This is a genomic window from Amycolatopsis silviterrae (genome assembly GCF_042684085.1).
Classification (GTDB): Bacteria; Actinomycetota; Actinomycetes; order Mycobacteriales; family Pseudonocardiaceae; genus Amycolatopsis; species Amycolatopsis silviterrae.
Window position 1 is genome coordinate 353,386 of record NZ_JBHUKS010000027.1, and the last position, 21,622, is coordinate 375,007.

8 protein-coding genes are annotated in these 21,622 nt (G+C 69.5%); 1 reads left to right on the top strand and 7 read right to left on the bottom strand.

From position 1 onward, the window contains the following. Window positions 1–29 precede the first annotated feature (29 nt). The 6 genes from ACFSVL_RS35375 to ACFSVL_RS35400 form a co-directional block, all read right to left on the bottom strand. Window positions 30–12,209, bottom strand: a complete 12,180-nt coding sequence (locus ACFSVL_RS35375; RefSeq protein WP_378310631.1) for an SDR family NAD(P)-dependent oxidoreductase — start codon at window positions 12,207–12,209, stop codon at window positions 30–32. Window positions 12,210–12,234: 25 nt separating this feature from the next. After that, a complete protein-coding gene (locus tag ACFSVL_RS35380; protein WP_378310633.1) occupies window positions 12,235–13,452 on the bottom strand; it encodes a cytochrome P450 in 1,218 nt (405 codons plus the stop codon). Window positions 13,453–13,534: 82 nt separating this feature from the next. Continuing rightward, a complete protein-coding gene (locus ACFSVL_RS35385) occupies window positions 13,535–14,836 on the bottom strand; it encodes a cytochrome P450 (RefSeq protein WP_378310635.1) in 1,302 nt (433 codons plus the stop codon). A gap of 490 nt (window positions 14,837–15,326) precedes the next feature. After that, complete coding sequence (locus ACFSVL_RS35390; protein WP_378310637.1) at window positions 15,327–16,532, bottom strand: cytochrome P450; 1,206 nt, start codon at window positions 16,530–16,532, stop codon at window positions 15,327–15,329. Window positions 16,533–16,769: 237 nt separating this feature from the next. After that, window positions 16,770–17,591 carry an aldo/keto reductase gene (locus ACFSVL_RS35395; protein WP_378310639.1) on the bottom strand — a complete coding sequence of 274 codons (822 nt, stop codon included), beginning with the start codon at window positions 17,589–17,591 and terminating at the stop codon, window positions 16,770–16,772. Between the two features lie 14 nt (window positions 17,592–17,605). Further along, window positions 17,606–18,784, bottom strand: coding sequence for an MFS transporter (locus ACFSVL_RS35400; protein ID WP_378310641.1), 1,179 nt, complete (start codon window positions 18,782–18,784; stop codon window positions 17,606–17,608). Between the two features lie 852 nt (window positions 18,785–19,636). Here ACFSVL_RS35400 and ACFSVL_RS35405 point away from each other — a divergent pair. After that, a complete protein-coding gene (locus tag ACFSVL_RS35405) occupies window positions 19,637–20,632 on the top strand; it encodes a hydroxyacid dehydrogenase (protein ID WP_378310643.1) in 996 nt (331 codons plus the stop codon). Here ACFSVL_RS35405 and ACFSVL_RS35410 read toward each other — a convergent pair. Beyond that, window positions 20,629–21,618, bottom strand: coding sequence for a LacI family DNA-binding transcriptional regulator (locus ACFSVL_RS35410; RefSeq protein WP_378310645.1), 990 nt, complete (start codon window positions 21,616–21,618; stop codon window positions 20,629–20,631). The two genes, ACFSVL_RS35405 and ACFSVL_RS35410, sit on opposite strands and share 4 nt — an antisense overlap. Window positions 21,619–21,622: the final 4 nt, after the last annotated feature.

Below are 21,622 nucleotides of genomic sequence, written 5' to 3' on the forward strand. Positions count from 1 at the left end.
GCCGGTCCTCGTCCGCCATCCGATTCCCCTTAGTCCAGGCCCAGTTCGCGGTCGATGAGGTCGAACATCTCGTCGTCGCTCACCGCGCCGAGGTCGTCGTCCGGTTCGTCCCGAACCGCCGCGAGCATCGTCCGCAACCGGTCCGCCACGTCCACTCGCTCGCTTTCGTCCACTTCGGACAGCCGGGCGGCGAGCCGGTCCAGCTCGGCCCCGATCGGCGGGGCCGCCGGGGCGATCCGCGCCCGCAGGTGCTCGGCGACCGCGGCCGGGGTCGGATGGTCGAACACCAGCGTCGCGGGCAGGCGCAGTCCGACGCGCTCGCCCAGCCGGCCGCGCAGCTCCATCGCGGTCAGCGAGTCGTAGCCGAGGTCGCGGAAGGGCTGGTCGTCACCGATCGCCTCAGGACTGCTGTGCCCCAGGACAAGCGCCGCCTGTTCGCGGACCAGCCGCAGCAGCGTCGCTCGTTGTTCCACTTCGGACAGTTCGGCCAGCCGACCGGCCAAAGCGGACTCTTCCTGCCGCACCGGCTCGCTCATCGCCTGCACGGCTTCCGGGACGCCAGTCAGCAGCGGCCGCGAACGCGCGGAGGTGAACAGCGGGACAAACCGGGTCCAGTCGACGTCGGCCACCGCGACCATCGCCTGCTCCTGTCCGAGAATCCGGCGCAAAGCCGCGAGCGCGGGCCGGGTACCGATCAACGGCAAACCCTGCCGCCGCAACTGATCCGGGTCGACTCCGTCGGGGAACCGGGCACCATCCCAGACGCCCCAGGCCACCGAGGTCACCGGGCAGCCCGCCGCGCGCAGCCGTACTGCCAGCGTGTCGAGGTAGGCGTTTCCGGCGGCGTAGGCACCGTGGTCGCCACTGCCCCAGACGCCCGCGATGGACGAGAAGAACACCAGCGCGTCGAGTTCGTCGTAGTCGAGCAGCCGGGCGAGGTTCTCCGCACCGGCGATCTTCGCCTCCACGACGGCGGCGAATTCGTCCAGGTCGATGTCCCGCACCGCACCAAGTTTCATCAACGCGGCGGCGTGGAATACCGAGCGCACCACGCATCCGCGCTCGCGGAGGCTGTCGAGCAGCTTCGCGACCGCGTCCGGGTCTGCGATGTCGCAGGCCGCGATGGTGACTTCAGCGCCCAGTTCGGTGAGTTCGGCTTCGAGGTCCGCAACGCCGTCGGCGGCCGGTCCGCTGCGGCTGACGAGGACGACGTGGTCCGCGCCTTCCCGAACCAGCCAGCGCGCGATGTCCGGGCCGAGCGCGCCGGTGCCGCCGGTGATGATCGCGGTGTCCCGGGCCTGCCAGTTCCCGCCCGCAGCGGCCGGGGCACGGACGAGGCGTGCGACCCGGACGCCGTCGCGACCGATCGAGAACTGGTCCTCGTCGCCCCAGCCGCCGGTGATGGCGTGCTTGACGGCCGTCAGCTCGGCCGGGCCGATCTCGTCCGGCAGGTCGATCAAGCCGCCCCAGGTCTTCGGGTGCTCCAGCGCGACAACCCGGCCCAGGCCCCAGATCTGCGCCTGCATCGGGTCGCTGACCGCTTTGCGGGTCAGTGTCCACAGCGGAATGTCGAGGTCGAGCAAGGCTTTCGACAACGCGAGGCTTCCGGCGACACCTCGCGACAGCAAGGGGTAGTCCGGATGCGGCCGGTCGTCCGCCGCGAGGAGGGACACCAGCGCGGCCGGGTGGCCGATTTGCTCCAGGACCGCACGGTCCGGGTCGAACTCGACCACTCGCGCGGAGAGTCCTTCCAGGACGGTCGCCGCCCACCCCTGGCAACCAGCTGGGACAAGCGCCACCAACGGGCCGGGTTCCGTTGGAGTCGGAGCACCGGCCGGTTGCCATTCGACCGAATACCGCCACTTGTCCACTGGGGACTGTCCAGAACCGACCGGCCAGAACCGCTGGTGCTGGAACGCGTAGCTAGGCAGCTCGACCGGCGTCGCTGGTGCGGCCGGTCGAGCCCAGTCGACCGCTATCCCGCGCACGTGCGCTTCGGCCGTGGAGGACAGGAACCGGTCGAGGCCACCGTCGTCGCGACGAAGCGTGGTGAGCACGATCGCCGGGCTTTCGGCGGCGTCGAGGGTTTCCTGGATCCCTTGCGCGGCCACCGGATGCGGGCTGACTTCGATAAAGGTGCCGAAGCGGTCCCACAGCGCCGCACGGATCGCCTCCTCGAAACGCACGGTTTGGCGGAGGTTCGTGTACCAGTAATCCCCGTCGAGGCCGTGGGTATCGATCACCGCACCGTGCACAGTGGAATAGAAGGCGACCTCTGCGCTGCGCGGCGAGATCTCGGCGAGCTGTTCGACCAGACGGTCCCGAATGGACTCGACCTGCGTGGAGTGCGACGCGTAATCCACCGCGATCCGCCGTGCCCGGATCTCGCGTGATTCGCACACCTCCAGCAGCTTCTCGACCGCATCCGGGCTGCCGGAGACCACTGTGGACGACGGCCCGTTCACCGCCGCTACTTCCAGCTCCCCCAGCAGATCCGCCAGGTCGCCGACCGGCAGCGCCACCGAGACCATGCCGCCCTGACCAGCCAGCACCTCACTGATGAGCTGACTCCGCAACGCCACCACCCGCGCACCGTCCCGCAGCGACAACGCACCCGCCACGCACGCGGCGGCGATCTCGCCTTGGCTGTGACCGACCACGGCAGCCGGTTCCACTCCGTACGACCGCCACAATCCCGCCAGCGCCACCATCACGGCCCACGAAGCTGGCTGCACGACGTCGACGCGTTCCAGCAATGCACTGTCCGCCAACGCTTCGTCCAGCGACCAGTCCACGAATTCGGCCAGGGCCGCCGCACATTCCGCCAGCCGTGCCGCGAACTCTTCCGACGCCGCAGCCAGTTCCCGCGCCATCCCCACCCATTGGGAACCCTGACCGGGGAACACGAACACCACTCGGCCCGGCGTGACAGCGGCGGTACCGCGGAGCACTCCCGGCACCTCACGGCCAGCGGCGAGAGCGTCGAGCTTCCGCATCAGATCGTCCCGAGTGGACGCTACGACGACGCCCCGGTCCGGCAGCACCGCTCGGGTTGCTGCGGATGCGTAGCCGAGGTCGGCCACGGTCAAGTCCGGTCGCGCATTCACGAACTCCCGCAAGCGCGCGGCCTGCGCACTCAACGCCGCTTCGCCGCGCCCGGACACCAGCACTGGAACCGGCCCAGTGGAAGGGATCTCCGTGCGTTCAACGATCGGCCCTTGTTCAAGGATGACGTGCGCGTTGGTCCCGCTGATCCCGAACGACGACACCCCAGCCCGCCGCGGCCGATCCACCTCGGGCCAGTCCACGTTGCCAGTCAGCAATTCCACCGCACCGGCCGACCAGTCGACGTGCGGTGAAGGTTCGTCCACATGCAACGTTCGCGGCAGCAGGCCGTCCCGCATCGCCTGCACCATCTTGATGACACCGGCCACGCCGGACGCCGCCTGCGTGTGCCCGAGGTTCGACTTCAGCGAACCCAGCCACAGTGGACGTTCCCGGTCTTGGCCGTAGGTGGACAGCAGCGCTTGCGCTTCAATCGGGTCGCCCAGCGCCGTGCCGGTGCCGTGCGCCTCGACGGCGTCAACGTCCTGAGTGGACAACCCAGCCGAAGCCAGCGCGGCTCGGATCACTCGCTCCTGCGACGGGCCGTTCGGTGCCGTCAGTCCGTTGGACGCACCGTCCTGATTCACCGCTGAGCCACGCACGACCGCCAGCACCCGGTGTCCGTTGCGCTCCGCGTCCGAAAGCCGTTCCAGCACCAGCATTCCGACGCCCTCGGACCAGCCGGTGCCGTCCGCCGCTGCCGCGAACGGCTTGCACCGGCCGTCCGGCGCGAGTCCGCGCTGACGGCTGAATTCGGTGAACGTCGTCGGTGTCGCCATTACCGCGACCCCGCCGGCCAACGCGAGCGAACATTCCCCGGACCGCAGCGACTGCGCGGCCAAATGCAATGCCACCAACGACGAGGAACATGCGGTGTCGACGGTCATCGCGGGTCCTTCGAGACCGAACGAATACGACACCCGGCCGGAGACGACACTGCCGCTCGTGCCGGTCAGCACCTGGCCTTCCAGCTCGTCCGGAATCTCGCCGAAGGCCGCACTGTAATCGTGGTACATGACGCCCGCGAATACCCCGGCGCGGCTGCCGCGCAACGACAACGGGTCGATCCCGGCCCGCTCGAACGCTTCCCACGAGGTCTCCAGCAGCAACCGCTGCTGCGGATCCATCGCCAATGCCTCACGCGGCGAAATCCCGAACAAGGCAGCGTCGAATTCCGCCGCGCCGGAAAGGAAGCCGCCCTGCCGGACGTAACTGGTGCCGGGGTGGTCGGGGTCGGCGTTGAAAAGCGCGTCGACGTCCCAGCCGCGGTCGGCCGGGAATTCGCCGATCGCGTCCCCGCCTTCGGCCACGAACTGCCACAACTGCTCGGGCGAGTCGATCCCGCCCGGGTACCGGCAGGCCATGCCGACGATCGCGATCGGCTCGTCCGCGGCGGCTGCCGGCGCAGTCGCAAGTGGACGTTCCTCTCCCGTCGACCGGCTGCGCAGGTAGTCCGCGAGCGCGGCCGGGGTCGGGTGGTCGAAGACGGCGGTCGCCGGGAGCCGCAGGCCGGTCAGCCGGCTCAGCCGGTTGCGCAGTTCGACCCCGGTCAGCGAGTCGAAGCCGAAGTCCTTGAACGGCCGGTCCGGGGACAGTCCCGCCGGGTCGGAATGCCCGAGCACCACCGCGGCCTGCGCCAGCACCAGGTCCAGCGCGTGCTGCTCGTCGGCGAGCCGGGTCAGCGGTGCACCGTCGGAGCTGGTCCGGGGCACCAAGCCGCGCAAAACCGCAGGTAGGAGACCGTCCCGTTCCTGGGCGCGCAACGCGGCGAGGTCGAGCCGGGCCGGGACGAGCACGGGCTCGTCGAGCGCGGTGGCGACGTCGAAGAGCGCCAGCCCCTCGGCCGCGGACAGCGGGATCACCCCGGCGCGCGCCATCCGGGACACGTCGACGTCGCTGAGGTGCTCGGTCATCTCGCTGCGGTCCGCCCAGAAACCCCAGGCCAGCGACGAGGCAGGCAAGCCGCGCGCATGGCGGTCCGCGGCCAGTGCGTCGAGAGCCGCGTTCGCCGCCGCGTACGCCGCTTGGCCGGGGCTGCCGAACGTTCCGGCGATCGAGGAGAACAGGACGAACGCGTCAAGGTCGCTGGTCAGCTCGTTCAGGTGGCGCGCGCCGTCGACCTTGGCGCGCATGACGTGCTCGATGCGTTCCGCGGTCAGCGATTCGATCACCGCGTCGTCCAGCACTCCGGCCGCGTGCACGACGGCGGTGACCGGATGATCCGCGAGCAACGCTGCGACCGCGTCCCGATTGGACACATCGCACGCGGCCACAGTGACCGCGCAGTCCAGTTCGGTACGCAGTTCCGCCATACCCGGTGTCGCGGCGCCACGGCGGCCGACCAGTACCAGTCGCCGGACGCCGTGCTCTGCCACCAGGTGCCGTGCGACTAGTCGGCCGAGGGTCCCGCCCGCACCGGTGATCAGCACTGTCGAATGTGGACCCCATGGGGGTTGGGCCGTGGTGCCGGTCATTCTGGTCAGCCGCGGCACGAGCACCCGGCCAGCCCGGATCGCGAGCTGCGGTTCGCCGGTGGCCACCGCCCGGCCCAGCAGCCGCTCGTCGCCGCCCTCGACCAGGACGAATCGGCCGGGATGCTCGGACTGTGCCGAACGCACCAGCCCCCACACGGCCGCCTCGCTGCTCACCACCGCCAGCCGGGATTGGCTGAACCGTTCTTCCGCGAGCCATTGCTGCACCAAGGCGAGGGCCCGGTCCGGCGCGTCCGCGCGGACCCCGACCACCGCCGGTACATCCTCCACTTCGGACAACTCGGTCACCAGGCGCAAAGAGCCCACGGCCGGAAGGGAAACCGGCGTCCACTCCACGCGGTAGAGCGATTCGTGCTGGCCGGTGCCGAGCTGGTTCAACGTCACCGGGCGGAGTGCCACTGAGTCCACAGTGGCCACCGGGCGGCCGTGCTCGTCGGTGAGATCGATGGTTCCAGTGGGGGTCACGCGGGCGCGCAGTGTCGTCGCGCTGGTCGGATACAGCCGTACACCGCTGAACGTGAACGGCAGCATCGTGTCGCCCTGGGAAGGGAGGATCGCGTGCAAAGCGGCGTCCAGCAACGCGGGATGCACGAGGTGGCCGCCCGGTACCTCCGGCAAGCCAATCTCGGCGAACGTCTCGTCGCCGCGACGCCACATCTTCCGCAAGCCTTGGAAGACCGGGCCGTAGCCGTACCCCCGATCGGCCAGCTCTTCGTACCTTGTGGACACTTCGACCGCATCGGCAGGCGGCCAGGCGCTGAGGTCGGACACCGGACGGCTGCCCGCGCCGAGGACGCCGGTCGCGTGCCGGGTCCATTCGGCACTCGCGTCGGTCCGGGAGTAGATCTCGACTGTCCGGCGGCCGTCGTCACCGGCGAGCCCGACGGTCAGCTGGATCGGGACGCCGCCCCGGTCCGGCACGACCAGCGGTGCCTGCAGGGTGAGTTCTTCGACGTACGGGCAGCCGAGCTGTTCCCCGGCCCAGGCCGCCTGCTCGACGAACGCGGTGCCCGGCAGCACGACGGTGCCCAACACAGCGTGATCAGCCAGCCAGGAATGCTGACGGACCGTCACTTTTCCGGTGGCCAGCAGGGAATACGACCCCGCTACCGACGTGAACGCGCCCAACAGCGGATGCGTGGCCGGCTGCAGTCCGAACGCTGCGGGGTCTGCGGAACCGGCTGGGGTTTCGAGCCAGAAGTGCTGGTGCTGGAACGCGTAGGTAGGCAGCTCGATCGCGGGCCCGGTGCCAGTGATCGGCCACTCCACGGCGACGCCGCGCACGTAGGCTTCGGCGAGCGAGGTCAGGAACCGTTCGGAACCTCCTTCGTCGCGGCGCAGCGACCCGACCGCCACCGCGCCGGGGACGGTGTCCTCCACATTGGCCACCAGCAGCGGATGCGGGCTGGCCTCGACGAAGAACCGGTTCCCCACCTCAGCCGCCGCCCGCAGCGCCTGGTCAAAGTGGACAGTCTCGCGAAGATTCCGGTACCAGTACTCCGCGTCCAGTTCGGTGGTGTCGATCCGGGCACCTGTGACGGTGGAGTAGAACGGGATGTCCGACGAACGCGGCACGATCCCGGACAGCAGTTCCACCAGCTGTGCACGAAGCGGTTCGACCTGCGCGGAATGGGCGGCATAGTCCACCGGGATCAGCCGGGCCCGCACGCCTTCCGCGGTGAATTCCGCCAGCAACTCCGTCAGCTCGGCCGGATCACCGGACAGCACGACCGCCGACGGGCCGTTCACCGCCGCGATCGAAACCTTCGGCGTCAGCCGGGGTTCCACTGAGGACTCGGGCAGCAGCACCGACAGCATTCCGCCAGGCTCGGACAACGTCGTGAGCACCTTGCCCCGCAACGCGACGACCGCCGCCGCGTCCTCCAGCGACAACGCGCCCGCGACACAAGCCGCAGCGATCTCTCCCTGTGAGTGCCCGATGACCGCCGACGGTTCGACGCCATAAGGACGCCACAGTTCAGCCAGCGACACCATCACCGCGAACAGTGCGGGCTGCACGACATCGACTCGTTCGAGCGCGGCCGGATCGCCGAGTACTTCGAGCAGCTTCCAGTCCACATGCGACTGCAAGGCATCCGCGCAGGCATTCAACCGCGCAGCGAACACCGGCGACTCGGCGAGCAACCGTTGTGCCATTCCCGCCCATTGCCCGCCCTGGCCGGGGAAGACGAACGTGATGCCGCCGGTGACGTCCGCGGTGCCTTGGACGATGCCCGGTAGTTCGCGACCGTCCGCCAGCGCGTGCAGCTGCTGCACCAGCTCGGCACGGTCTTCCGCCAGCACGGCCGCCCGGTGTTCCAGCGCGGCGCGGGTCGTCACGGTGGCATATGCGAGATCGGCGACTGTCGCTTCGGGACGGTCCGCCACGAAGTCCCGCAGCCGCGCGGCCTGCGCTTTTACTGCAGTCGGGTTCGGCCCGGAGAGCAGTACTGGTGCCGATCCCTCGACCGTCGCGCTCTTCGCCATCGGAGCCTGCTCGACGATGACGTGCGCGTTGGTCCCGCTGATCCCGAACGACGACACCCCAGCCCGGCGCGGCCGGTCCACCGCAGGCCAGTCCACGGACTCGGTCAGCAGCTCTACCGCACCAGCGGACCAATCCACCTGCGGCGACGGTCTGTCCACATGCAACGTCCGAGGCAGCACACCGTCGCGCATGGCCAGGACCATCTTGATCACTCCGGCCACGCCGGCCGCCGCCTGCATGTGCCCGACATTGGACTTGACCGAGCCCAGCCACAGTGGACGCTCCCGGTCCTGCCCGTAAGTGGCCAGCAACGCTTGCGCCTCAATCGGATCGCCCAGCTCCGTACCAGTACCGTGCGCCTCAACCGCGTCAACGTCCTGAGTAGACAAACCAGCCGAAGCCAGCGCCGCCCGGATCACCCGCTCCTGCGAAGGACCATTCGGTGCCGTCAGCCCGTTCGACGCGCCATCCTGGTTGATCGCGGACCCGCGCAGCACGCCGAGAATCCGCCGCCCGTTGCGTTGCGCCAGCGAAAGCGGCTCCAGCACCAGCATTCCGACGCCCTCGGCCCAGGCAGTGCCGTCCGCGTCCGAAGAGAAAGCCTTGCACCGGCCGTCCGGTGCCAGCCCACGCTGCCGGCTGAACTCGGTGAACATCCCCGGCGACGCCAGCACCGTCACGCCGCCCGCCAGCGCCAGCGCACACTCCCCGGACCGCAGCGACTGCCCCGCCAAATGCAGCGCCACCAGCGACGACGAGCACGCGGTGTCTACTGTCATCGCCGGTCCTTCAAGACCGAACGAATACGACACCCGGCCCGACGCGACGCTCGGCGTGGTCCCGGTCAGCACGTAACCGTCCCCTTCGGACGATTCATGCATCCGCGCGCCGTAATCCTGCGCTGTCGCGCCGACAAACACGCCCGTCCGGCTGCCGCGCAATGACTGCGGGGCAATTCCGGCGCGCTCGAACGCTTCCCACGAGGTCTCCAGCAGCAACCGCTGCTGCGGATCCATCGCCAACGCCTCACGCGGCGAAATCCCGAACAGCTCAGCGTCGAACTCCGCCGCACCGGACAGGAACCCGCCCTGCCGGACGTAGCTCGTTCCCGATTCCTCGGCACCGAACAACCGACTGAGGTCCCAGCCTCGATCATCCGGGAAGTCGCCGATCGCGTCGCCTTCCGCGCGGACGAACTGCCAGAATTGCTCCGGCCCGTCCAGGCCGCCCGGGAACCGGCACGCCATCCCGACAATCGCGACCGGCTCGTCGATCGGCTTCGCGACTTCCTCCGGTGCGGCCGCCGAAGTCCCGGCCAGCGCCGCGGCGACCGCGACCGGAGTCGGGTGATCGAACAGCACCGAGGGCGGGACCCGACGCCCCAGCGCCTCCGTCAGCCGGTCGCTCAGTTCGACCAGCATCAACGAGCCGAACCCCAGGTCCTTGAACGGCCGTCGCACGTCGACCGCATCCGGTGCCCCATACTCCAGCACCGCGGCCACCTGCCGCCGGACCAGCTCCAGCGTCGCGCCCTCTTGCTCCACAGCGGACTTCACCGGAGCCGGAGGCTGCTCGACCACAGCACCCGGCCAGTACCGCTGCCGCTGGAACGGATACGTCGGCAGCTTCACCCGGTGCGCACCGTGCGCGGCGTAGAACGACTGCCAGTCAACCGAAACTCCGCGAACGTGCGCCCGCGCCACCGCTTCGAGCAGTGCGCGGACCTCGTCCCGGTCCCGTCCCCGCAGCACCGGCAGGAACGCACCCTCGACGGAATCGCGGCCCAGCACGGACAGCGTCCCGTCCGGTCCCAGCTCCACAAAGGTCGTCACGCCGCGTTCAGCGCATCGCCGGATCCCGTCGGCGAACCGCACCGCCTCGCGCGCGTGCCGAGCCCAGTACTCCGGCGACCGGATCTCGTCGGCGGTCAGCTCCCGACCGGTCACATTGGACACCACCGGCAGCCGCGGCTCTCGCCACGTCACCGCTTCCGCGACGGCACGGAACTCCGCCAGCATCGGGTCCATCGACGGCGAGTGGAAGGCGTGGCTGACCCGCAGCCGCCGCGTCTTCCGGCCCTGCGCGGCCCACCGCTGCGCGATCTCCAGCACCGCTGATTCCGCCCCGGACAACACCGTCGCCGACGGCCCGTTGACCGCAGCGATCGAGACCGCGGGATGACCGTCCACATCAGACTGCAGCTCGGCTTCGCTGGCCCGCACGGACACCATCGCGCCGCCCGGCAACGCCTGCATCAACCGTCCCCGCGCAGCCACCAGCGCACACGCGTCCGACAGTGATAAGGCACCGGCGGCGTACACCGCAGCCAGTTCGCCGATGGAGTGTCCAAGAAGGACATCCGCTGTCAGGCCCCATTCCGTCAGCAGACGGAACAACGCCACCTCGATCGCGAACAGCGCAGGCTGTGTATACGCGGTCTCATCGAGAGTCGGTCCGGCAAAGAACATCACCTCGCGCAACGGGCGATCGAGATGCGCGTCGAACTCAGCACACACCTCGTCCAGCGCCGTCGCGAAGACCTCAAACCGTTCGTACAGTGCCCGGCCCATCCCGGCCCACTGGCTGCCCTGCCCAGTGAACAGGAACGCCACTTCCCCCGGCACCGGGGAACCCTGGATCGCCCCCGCGCCGGACGCGAGCGCCGCCAACCCGGAGTCAGCTTCGGCCGCGCCTGCCGCCACCACGACCGCCCGACGCTCCAGCGCAGCCCGGGTCGTCGCCAGCGAGTAGCCGAGGTCAGCCGGATCCGCCGCAACACCATGTACCGCGGCAGCCAACTCGCCGAGCGCCGCGTCGCTGCGCGCGGACAACGGGAGCAGTACCGGCAGGTCAGACTCGGTCTGCGCGGTGTCGGAGGCCCATCCCGACAGCACCAGGTGGCAGTTCGTCCCGCCCATCCCGAACGAACTCACCCCTACCCGCGCGGAGTCCGGCAGCGGCTCCGCCGAGGTGACGACGCGCAGGCGCAGCTCGTCCAGCGGAATGGCGGGATTGGGCGTCTCGAAGTTCCGGCTCGGCGGCACCGACTGATGCGCGACGCACAGCACCGCCTTGAGCAGACCGGCGATCCCGGCCGCGCCTTCGAGATGCCCGATGTTCGTCTTGACCGAACCGACCAGCAGCTCCCGTTCCGCCGAATACACCCGCCCGAGCGCGGCCGCCTCGATCGGATCGCCGAGCGGCGTACCGGTCCCATGAAGTTCCACATAGGACACTTCGGCCGGGTTGACCCCCGCGCGTTGGCAAGCGAGCCGCAGTACGTCCTCTTGCGACTCTTGGCTCGGCGCAGTCAAACCCGCGCCTCCGCCGTCGTTGTTGACCGCGCTCCCCTGAATCACCGCGTAGATCGAATCACCGTCCGCGATGGCTCGGGTCAGCGTCTTCAGCACGACGACACCGCCGCCTTCGCCACGCGCATAACCGTTGGCGCGCGCGTCAAAGGTGTAGCTGCGACCGTCGGGCGACAACGCGCCGAACGCCTCGATGACGTCGTGCGCACCTTGAGTGAGGTTGAGGTTCACCCCGCCGGCGAGCGCGATCTCGCACTCGCCGTCCCGCAAACTGCGGCAAGCCAAGTGCACCGCGAGCAGCGACGACGACTGTGCACTGTCGACAGTGAGGCTCGGCCCGCGCAGCCCGAGCGCATAGGAAACCCGGTTGGCGATGAGACCCCGGCTCAGCCCAGTGGCGGTGTGCTGCGAGACCGTGTCCGCGATCGACCCGAAATCCCCTGCGACAGCACCGAAAAACACCCCGACCGGGCCAGCGCCGGGCACTGCGCCCGCGTCCTCCAGCGCTTCCCAGGACAGCTCCAGCATCAGCCGCTGCTGCGGGTCGGTGACCGCCGCCTCGCGCGGGGAGATGCCGAAGAACTGCGCGTCGAAGGTGTCGACCTGGTCCAGGAAACCGGCTCGCAGCGGCCGGCCGTCCGGGGTGTGCAGCGGCTCGGGGCCGCCGGGGACGAAGCGGGTCGCGGGTGCTTCCCCGACCGCCTCCGTCCCGTCCGCCAGCAGCTTCCAGAACTCCGCCGGGTTCGCCGCCCCCGGCAGCCGGCAGGACATCCCGACGACCGCGACCGGGTCGTCTTCTCTCGCCGAACTCACTGGACGCACCACCCCCGGGTGTCGGTCAGGCCGCGTTGAGCAGGACCGGAAGATCCGCGTATCCGCGCAGCACGAGGTTGTCGATGCGGGTCGCGCCGGCGTCCGCGCGCTCGATCCGGTACCGCGTGACCAGTTCGGTGAGCGCGACCTGGGTGGACAGCCTGGCCAGCGGAGCACCGACGCAGAAGTGCGCGCCGACGCCGAAGCCGAGGTTGCGCTCGGGCTTGCGGCTGACGTCCAGGGTGTCCGCGTTCTCGAAGGCGCGCGGGTCGTGGTTCGCCGCGCCGACCATGATCGTGACCGCCTCGCCCGCGGCGACCGGCTGGCCGGCGATCTCGGTGTCCTCCAGCGCGAGCCGCATCCCGGCGACCTGCACCGGCGAGTCGAAGCGCAGCAGCTCCTCGACCACGCCGACAGCCTCGCCCGGGTTCGCGCGGAACCACTCCAGCTGTTCCGGATGACGCAGCAGCGCGGCGACGCCGTTGCCGATCAGGTGCGCGGTGGACAGGTAGCCCGCCGACAGCAGCAGGCGGCAGGTGCTGACCAGCTCGGTCTGGCTGAGCCGGTCCCCGTCCTCGGCGACCGCGACCAGCGCGCTCACCAGGTCGGCCGCCGGTTCCGTCTGGCGACGGCGGGCCAGTTCGGCGAAGTACTCGTCGAATTCGGCGCGGGCGCGGTTGCGCTGCTCGGCTTCTTCCGGGGTCAGCATGAAGTCCGGGTCGAGCCCGCGGCCGAGCGCGGCAGACCACTGCTCGAACAGTGGTTTGTCTTCGGCGGGCACGCCGAGCAGTTCGGAGATCAGCTGGGACGGCATCGCCAGCGCGAGCGAGGTCATCAGGTTCACCGGCTCGCCGGTCGCGGCCTTCGCGAGCAGCCCGCTGGCCAGTTCCTCGGCCCGCGAGCGCAGCTTCTCGATCATCGACGCGGAGAACGCCTTCGTGACCAGGCGGCGGATCCGGGTGTGGTCCGGCGGGTCGAGGAAGACGAACGGCCGGACCTCTTCGCCGTCGGCGTTCGTGGTGATCTGCGACGCGACCAGGCTGCCGTCGCCGTGCCCGAAGCTGCGGTTGCGCAGCACGTCGGAACACTCCGGGAACCCGGTCACCACCCACATCCCCGGCGCGGTCCGCAGCGCGGGGGCCTGCTCGCGCATCGAGCGGAACACCGGGTACGGGTCGGCGCGGAACCCGGGATCGGACGGGTCGAACGGGAAAAGATTCGCCAGCTCAGCGGTTTCGGACATGACGGGACACCAATCGGTTCGGCGGTGCGTCGGCCGGGTTCGGGAGGCCCGGCCGCGGGCAGGGGCGGCCGGGCGAGGCGCGTCAGGCGGGGACGAACTCCACCGGCATCTCGAGCGCGACCGTGTGCTTGTTGTTGCGGGCCCACGGAACCGGCCCGGTCAGCCGCACTTCGGCGACCTGGTCGAGCAGCTCCGTGAACAGCGCGCGCAGTTCGGACCGGGCGAGCGTGAGCCCGAGGCAGGTGTGCGTGCCGTGGCCGAACGCGAGATGCGGGTTCGGGTCGCGGCGGATGTCGAAGGTGTCCGGGTTCGCGAAGACCTCCGGGTCGCGGTTGGCCGACGCCCACCAGAGCGTGACCTTGTCGCCCTCCCGGATCTGCTGGCCGCCGAACCGGATGTCCGCGTTGGCCGTCCGCCGGTTGTACGGCGTCGGGCTCGACCAGCGCAGCATCTCCTCGATCGCACCGTCCAGCAGGGACCGGTCCGCGCGCAGGTCGCGCCACTGGTCGGGACGTTCGGCCAGCGCGAGCATGCCGATCGCGATCGCGTTGCGGGTCGGTTCGGTGCCGGCCAGCGAAAGCAGGTTGAAGAACACCTCGCGTTCGTAGTCCGACAGCGGGGCCACCCCGTCGACCGGCGGCAGGTCGGCGTGGATGATGCCGGACAGGAAATCGTCGCCGGGGTCCGCGCGTTTGGCCGCGACGAGTTCGCGGCTGTAGTTGTACATGTCGAGCAGCACCGACTGGCTGCGGTCGCTCGACTCGCCCGAATCGCGGTCCTCGTAGCCCATCGCGACGTCGGTCCAGCCGACCAGCCGGTCCCAGTCGCCCGCCGGGACTCCCAGCAGCGCGGCCATGATCTCGACCGAGAACCGGCCGGCCACCGCGGTCTGGAAATCGCCGGTGCCGCGCTCGACCGCTTTGGCCACCACGGCCGCGGCGCGGTCGCGGACCACCGGTTCCAGCTTGCCGAGCCCGGCGCCGGTGACCATCGGCGCGACGAGGTCCTTGAGCAGCCGGTGCCGCGGATCGTCCATCATGTTCAGCATTCCGCCGGAGTACGTCCCGGCGGGCAGGTCGTCGAGGTGCGTGCCGCCGCCCTCGCGGGAACCGCCGCCCTGGGAGGAAAACACCGGGTTCTGCGCCGCTTCGACGATGTCGTGGTAGCGGCTGAGCACCCAGAAGTTCTCGCCGTCGCGGGTGCGCCCCGGCGGATGCAGCAGCACCGGCGCGGACTCCCGGAGCCGGGCGAAAACGTCGTACGGGAAACCGGCGGCGAACCGGTCCTGATCGGATAAGTCGAAACCTCCGAGGACCTCGGGAAGATCCTGACCGGCGACTTCGGCAGCCCCGCGTGAAGTGGACAGGGCGGGTTGTTGTGCCACTCTTGCGACCCCCAGCGCATTCTGTGATTGAGCCCGACATTGCCGCACGGATCCGAACTTCGTCAAGACTCCGGTTGGGCCTATCCGGCCAGTACCGTTTCGGTCGCGCCGCGTGTTCGTCCCAACCGCAAGGCTGCGACCTGCGCAGATGCCGCGTCTCTCGTGGTCGGGTGACCACAAAGGACTACTGCGCGCACGCGTTCGATCACTTCCCGAAGCCGAGCGAAACCGCGCCCGGCTCCATTTCGTCACACGAATTCCGCCCTGCTCCATTCTCGACAGAGCCGTGCTACCGGAAACGTCAGCCATTTCCGCTGCACGCCGCAGCTTGCCCGGTCGGCAACTAGTGCGGATGGCCGCGAGAATTACGTTAAATGCTTCGCGAATCCAGGACGTAATGCGGTTGCGGAACTGCGCGCGGACGCGGTACGGCGGACCTTCGAGCCGTTTTCGAGCCAGCGTTCAGCGGCTCGTGCCCAGCCGCTTGTGGTCAGCCGCCGATCTCCACCGGCAGTTCGGCGAGCCCGCGCATCACGACGTTCGGCACCCGGCCCGGTTCCCCGGCGAGCGCCAGGTCGTGGTCGAGCAGCGCGGTCACCGCGGCCTGCGCGGCGAGGCGCGCGACCGGCGCGCCGACGCAGAAGTGGATGCCGAGCCCGAACGCGATATTGCGGCTCGCCGGCCGCGCGACCCGCAGCTCCTCCGGGTTCTCGAACAGCGCGGGGTCGCGGTTGGCCGCGCCGAGCAGCAGCATCAGCTGCTCCCCCGGCTGGAAGGTGGTCCCGCCGATCTCCGCCTCCGCGAGCGCGGTCCGGGAAACCACCTGGACCGGAGCGTCGAACCGCATCATTTCCTCGACCGCGCCAGGGATCGCGTCCCGGTTGGCGCGCAGCCATTCCAGCTGATCGGGCGCTCGCAGCAGCGCGAGCATGCCGTTGCCGATCAGGTTGACCGTGGTCGCGTAGCCGGCGCCGAGCAGCAGCGTGCAGGTGACCAGGATTTCGAACTCGGTGAGCCGGTCGCCCGCTTCCTCGGCCGCGACCAGGCTGCTGACGAGGTCGTCGCCCGGCTTGCCGCGCCGGGCTTCGACGAGCGTCGCGAAGTACTCGCGCAGCTCGCGGCGGCCGTTGTCGCGTTTGGCGATTTCCTCTGGCGTAAGGAAGAAACTCGGGTCGAGCCCGCGGGCGATGTCGCTGGTCAGCTGCCGGAACCGCGGCTCGTGCTCGGGTTCGACGGCCATCAGCTCGCCCAGCAGCAGCGCCGGGAGCGGGTGCGCGACCGCCGTCATCAGGTCCGCGGTCCCGCCCGCGGCCGCGCCGACCAGCTCGTGCGCCAGTTCGAGCGCGCGGTCGCGCATCCGGTCGACGCGCCGCGCGGCGAACGCTTTGCTGACCAGGGTGCGGATCCGGGTGTGCTCGGGCGGGTCGGCGAAGATGAACGGCCGTACGACGGACCCGTCCTCGGCCGTGTTGAAGTGATCGGCGACCGTGGCGCCGTCGCCCCAGCCGAAACGGGGGTCGCGCAGCACGGCGGAGCAGTCCTCGAAACCGGTGAGCGCCCAGAGCCCCGCCGGAGTCCGCAGGATCGGGCTCTCCTCGCGCAGCTTGCGGTAGGTCGGGTACGGATCGCTGATGAAGGCGGGATCGAACGGGTCGTAGGGCAGCAACTGGGCGAGCAGCCCGGCATCGGCGGTCATCGGCGTCCTCCTCGATGGACGGGGAGGCCCGGTGAGAAATCATTGCAGCACAAGGAGACGGATCAGCCTGCTGGCTCCCCCGAGTCCTCGTCGAACATCCCCAGTGCGGTGACCGACCTCGTCACCTGCGGCCACCTTTGCAGGCGGTCGCGCGGGTTGTCAACCGAATGCCGCACCGGCCGCCGGGAACCGCGAAGGCTCCCGGCGGCCGGGTTTTCGTTACTCTGTAACGAACCGTCAGTTCAGCTCGTCGGGATCCGGGCCGGTGCGCAGGCCGCGGTCGGACCCGGCGATCGCGGCGAGGTCCCTTTCGGTCAGTTCGAAGCCGAACACGTCGAGGTTCTGCCGGATCCGGGCGGGCGTGACCGACTTCGGGATCACGACGTTGCCCAGCTGCAGGTGCCAGCGCAGCACCACCTGCGCGGCGGATTTCCCGGTGCGCGCGGCGATCTCGGCGACGGCCGGGTCGGTCAGGACCGCGCCCTGGGCCAGCGGGCTCCATGCCTCGGTCGCGATGCCGTGTTCGGCGTGGAAGGCGCGCAGCTCGTTCTGCTGCAGGCCGGGGTGCAGCTCGATCTGGTTGACCGCGGGCACGAGTCCGCTGTGGTCAAGCAGCCGGCGCAGGTGCGCGGGCTGGAAGTTGGACACCCCGGCGGCGCGGATGCGACCGTCCTTGGCGAGCTGTTCCAGCGCGCGCCAGGTGTCGAGGTAGCGGTCGCGGGCGGGCGTCGGCCAGTGGATCAGGTACAGGTCGGCGTAGTCGAGACCGAGCTTGGCGAGGCTGGCGTCGAAGGCGCGCAGGGTGGCGTCGTAGCCCTGGTCGTCGTTCCACAGCTTGGTGGTGACGAAGAGGTCCTCGCGCGCGATCCCGGACTCGGCGATCGCGCGGCCGACGCCGGCTTCGTTGCCGTAGATCGCGGCGGTGTCGATGCTGCGGTAACCGGCTTCGAGCGCGCTGGCCACCGCGGCGGTGGTCTCGTCGTCCGGTACCTGGAACACGCCGAAGCCGAGCTGCGGGATTTCGACGCCGTTGTTGAGACGGACATTGGGGACAGTCATGCGAATTGCCTTTCTCAGTGCTGGACAAGGGGTTCGGCCACCGCGACCCGCGGCCTGCGCTCGAGCGCGGCCGACCAGACCGCGAGCCCGAGCGCGGAACCGGCGAGCGCGGCCCCGACCCAGTTCGGCGCGGTGTAGCCGAATCCGGCGGAAATCACGACGCCGCCGAGCCACGCGGACAGTGCGTTGCCGAGGTTGAACGCGCCGATGTTGACGACGGACGCGAGCGTCGGCGCGCCGTGCGCCTGGTCGAGAACGCGCTTCTGCAGCGGCGGCACGGTGGCGAAGCCGAGCGCGCCGATCAGCAGAATCGTTGCCGCGGCGAGGATTTTGCTGTGCGCGGTGAGGGTGAACAGCGCCAGGACGATCGCGAGCCCGCCGAGGCTGACGTACAGCAGCGGCATGAGCTTGCGGTCGGCGAACCGGCCGCCGGTGAGGTTGCCGAGGAACATGCCGATGCCGAACAGCACCAGCAGCCAGGTCACCGCGCCCGCCGAGTACCCGGCGACCTCGGTCATCATCGGGGCGATGTAGGTGATCGCCGCGAAAACGCCGCCGAAGCCGAGCACCGTCATCGCCATCGCGAGGACAACCTGGATATTCCGGAACGCGGCCAGCTCCTTGCGGAGATGCGCGCCCTCCGGCCGAGGCAGATCCGGCACCAGCTTCGCGACCCCCGCCAGCCCGACGACACCGAGCGCCGCGACGATCCCGAAAGTGACCCGCCAGCCGACGGCCTGCCCGACAAACGTGCCAAGCGGCACGCCGACGATGTTGGCGACGGTCAGCCCGGTGAACATGATCGCGATCGCGCCGGCCCGTTTGTCCGGCGCGACCAGCTCAGCCGCGACGACGGAGCCGATCCCGAAAAACGCCCCGTGCGCGAGCGACGCGACGATCCGCCCGGCGAGCATGACCCCGAACGCGGGCGCGACGGCCGACAGCAGGTTCCCGGCGATGAACAGGCCCATGAGCAGCATGAGCATGGTTTTGCGGTTGATCTTCGTGCCGAGGATCGTCATCACCGGGGCGCCGGCGACGACGCCCAGCGCGTACCCGGTCACCAGGAGGCCCGCGGACGGGATGGAGACGCTGAATTCCGCGGCGATCTCCGGAAGCAGGCCCATGATGACGAATTCGGTGGTTCCGATGCCGAAGGCCCCGATGGCCAGGGCTACCAGTGCTAGTGGCATGAGCCCGCATCTCCTTGGTCTGTGGCCGGGTCTGTGGTTGCCGGGTCTGTGGTGGACGCTGTTTGTCGGCCTTCGCAATAGTTGCATACGCGGTATGTTGTTGGCGCGTGTTGTTGATGAGGGTCACAGTGGGCGGAGTGGCGGGGCGGGCGGGGCGACGGTCCGAGCAGCGAGCCGGCGGCCGCGGGCAACGGGGAGGGGACTGCAGTGGCCGGAGATCGCAGCAACGAGTCAGCGGGCACGGGCTCCGAGCACTGGGCGGCACGGCGACAAGAGTGCAGCGACGACGGCAGCGACGACGGCAGCGGCAGCGACGGCGGCAGCGACCGGCGGGCGGCAGCCCGGGGCAGCAAGCGGCGAGTCGAAGGTCGTGGGCAACGGACACGGGCAGCGAGTCGGCGGGCAGCAGGCAGCGGGCAGCGAGCAGCGAGTCGACGGTATGCAATCGCCCGGGATCCATGCGGCTGGTATCCGAGCCGACGGAATACCGCCGCCTGAATCCACGCGGAACGTCCACCGGATTCAGTCGCCGGAATCCCGGCCGACTCCATCCGTGCAGCAGGCCCGCAGAATATCGGCCGACTGTATACAAAAGACAGCATCCGGGACGTTCATCTGCCACATCCAGGCGACGACATTCAGGAGACGACATTCAGACGGCAGAATCCCGGCGACTGAATCCAGCCGCCGCCGGGATACAGGCGACGAGATACAGGCGACGAGATACAGCAGGCGAGATACAGCAGACGGGATGCAAGCGACCGGATTCACCGGACTGTCTTCCGGATTCAGGTCCGTCACAGGGGAACCCGCCTCTAGGATAGAAAGCGCTTACTATCCCCGGAGGTGTCCATGACGCAGCGGCCCCGCGCGATGTTCGCGATGGCGTCCCGCTATGTGCCCGGTCTGTTTCCCGCTGCGGTGCTCGACCGGGTGCGCGCGGTGGCGGATCTCGATCCCGACGTGGTGGTCGAGGACTTCGCGGAGGCCCGGCTCGCGGAGGTCGACGTGCTGATCACCGGGTGGGGATGTCCGCCGATCACCGCTGAGGTGCTTGCGCGGGCGCCTCGGCTGCGGGCGGCGTTTCACGCGGCAGGCGGGGTGAAAGTGCACGTCACCGAGGCGTGCTGGGACCGCGGGCTGCGCATTACCTCCGCGGCGGACGCCAACGCGCTGCCGGTCGCCGAGTTTTCGCTGGCGGCGATTTTGTTCGCGGGCAAGGACGCGTTTCGGGAGCGCGAGAGTTACCGCGGCCATCGGACGCCTGGGGATCCGGCGTCGGGTGGGGAGCCGGGCAATTACGGTGCGCGCGTCGGCGTGATCGGGGCGTCGCGGACTGGGCGACGGCTCATCGAATTGCTGCGGCCGTTCGATCTTCGGGTTGCGGTGACTGATCCGTTCCTGGACCGGGACGGGGCGGCGGCGCTCGGGGTCGAGCTTCTTGAGCTGCCGGAATTGCTGGCGGTCAGCGACATTGTCACGGTGCAGGCACCGGATCTGCCGGAGACTCGGAATCTGCTGAACACCGCGGAGCTGGCACTCCTGCGGGACGGCGCGACGCTGGTCAACACCGCCCGGGGCGCGCTCGTCAACACTGCGGCGTTGACCCGGGAACTCGTGAAGGGGCGGATCAGCGCGGTATTGGACGTTACCGAGCCGGAAGTCCCGCCTGTGGATTCTCCACTGTGGACATTGCCGAACGTTTTCCTCACCCCGCATCTGGCCGGGTCACGGGGCAATGAGCTGGCCCGGCTCGGCGCGAGTGCGGTCCGGGAGCTGGAGTTGTTCGTGGCGGGCCGGCCGGCCGCGTATCCGGTGCATCGCGCTGAGTTGGCGCGGCTCGCTTAGAAGGGGGCGACGGATCCTCGGACCACCACCGAGGTTTCGAGGATCTCGTGTTCCGTGCCGCCGGACAGAGCTAAGTGGACGGCCGCGCGGCCTAGTTCCTCGTACGGCACTCGGACGGTGGTCAGGTTTAAGTCTTCGGCTAGGGCTAGGTCGTCGTAGCCGACCAGGGAAACGTCTTCGGGCACGCGCAGGCCGTGTGCGCGTAGAGCGGCTCGGGCACCGGCGGCGACTAGGTCGGTTGCGGCGAAGACGGCGGTGAAGTCTTCTGGCAGGCGTGCGCAAAGCTGCTGGTAGCCGGATTCCCGGGTGAATTCGGCTGGTTGCGTCCAGCCTGGGTGACCCAGTGCACGACGGTAGCCAGCCAGTCGATCGGCGACGGTCGTGGTCGCTGGGCCGGAGAGCGGGCCGCCCAGGAAGAGGATTCGTTGGTGGCCTGCGGAAAGCAGGTGCTGGGTTACCGCATGGGCACCGGCTTCGTTGGCGTATTCGACCGCGGGGACTTGGCCGACTGGTGGACGTCCACACAGGACTAGTCGTGATCCTTGGGCGAGGTCGATGATTCGGGCGCGGTATTCGGCGTCGTCGATTACGCCGCCGATCAGGATGACCGCGCTGGCTCGTTGTTCGCGCAGCAGCTGGAATACGGCGCGTTCTCGTTCCGGGTCGCCTTGGGTGGTGCAGATCAGGCAGAGCGCACCGTGCTCGGCGCTGGCTTCCTCGACCCCTTGCGCGGCATGGGCGAAAGCTGGTGCGCGGACGTCCGGCAGTACAAACGCGACTGTTCGAGGCGCGACGCCAGCCAATGCTCGGGCGTGCACGTTGGCCACGTAGTCGAGCGCTTGGATCGACTGCTCGACGCGGCGGCGGGTTTCGGCCGCGACCGGGTAGTTTCCGGCCAGTACTCGGGAAACGGTCGCCACGGATACCTTTGCGTGGTCGGCGACTTCACGCAGCGTCACCCGGTTCGCGCCTTGTCTGCCCGGCATGCCG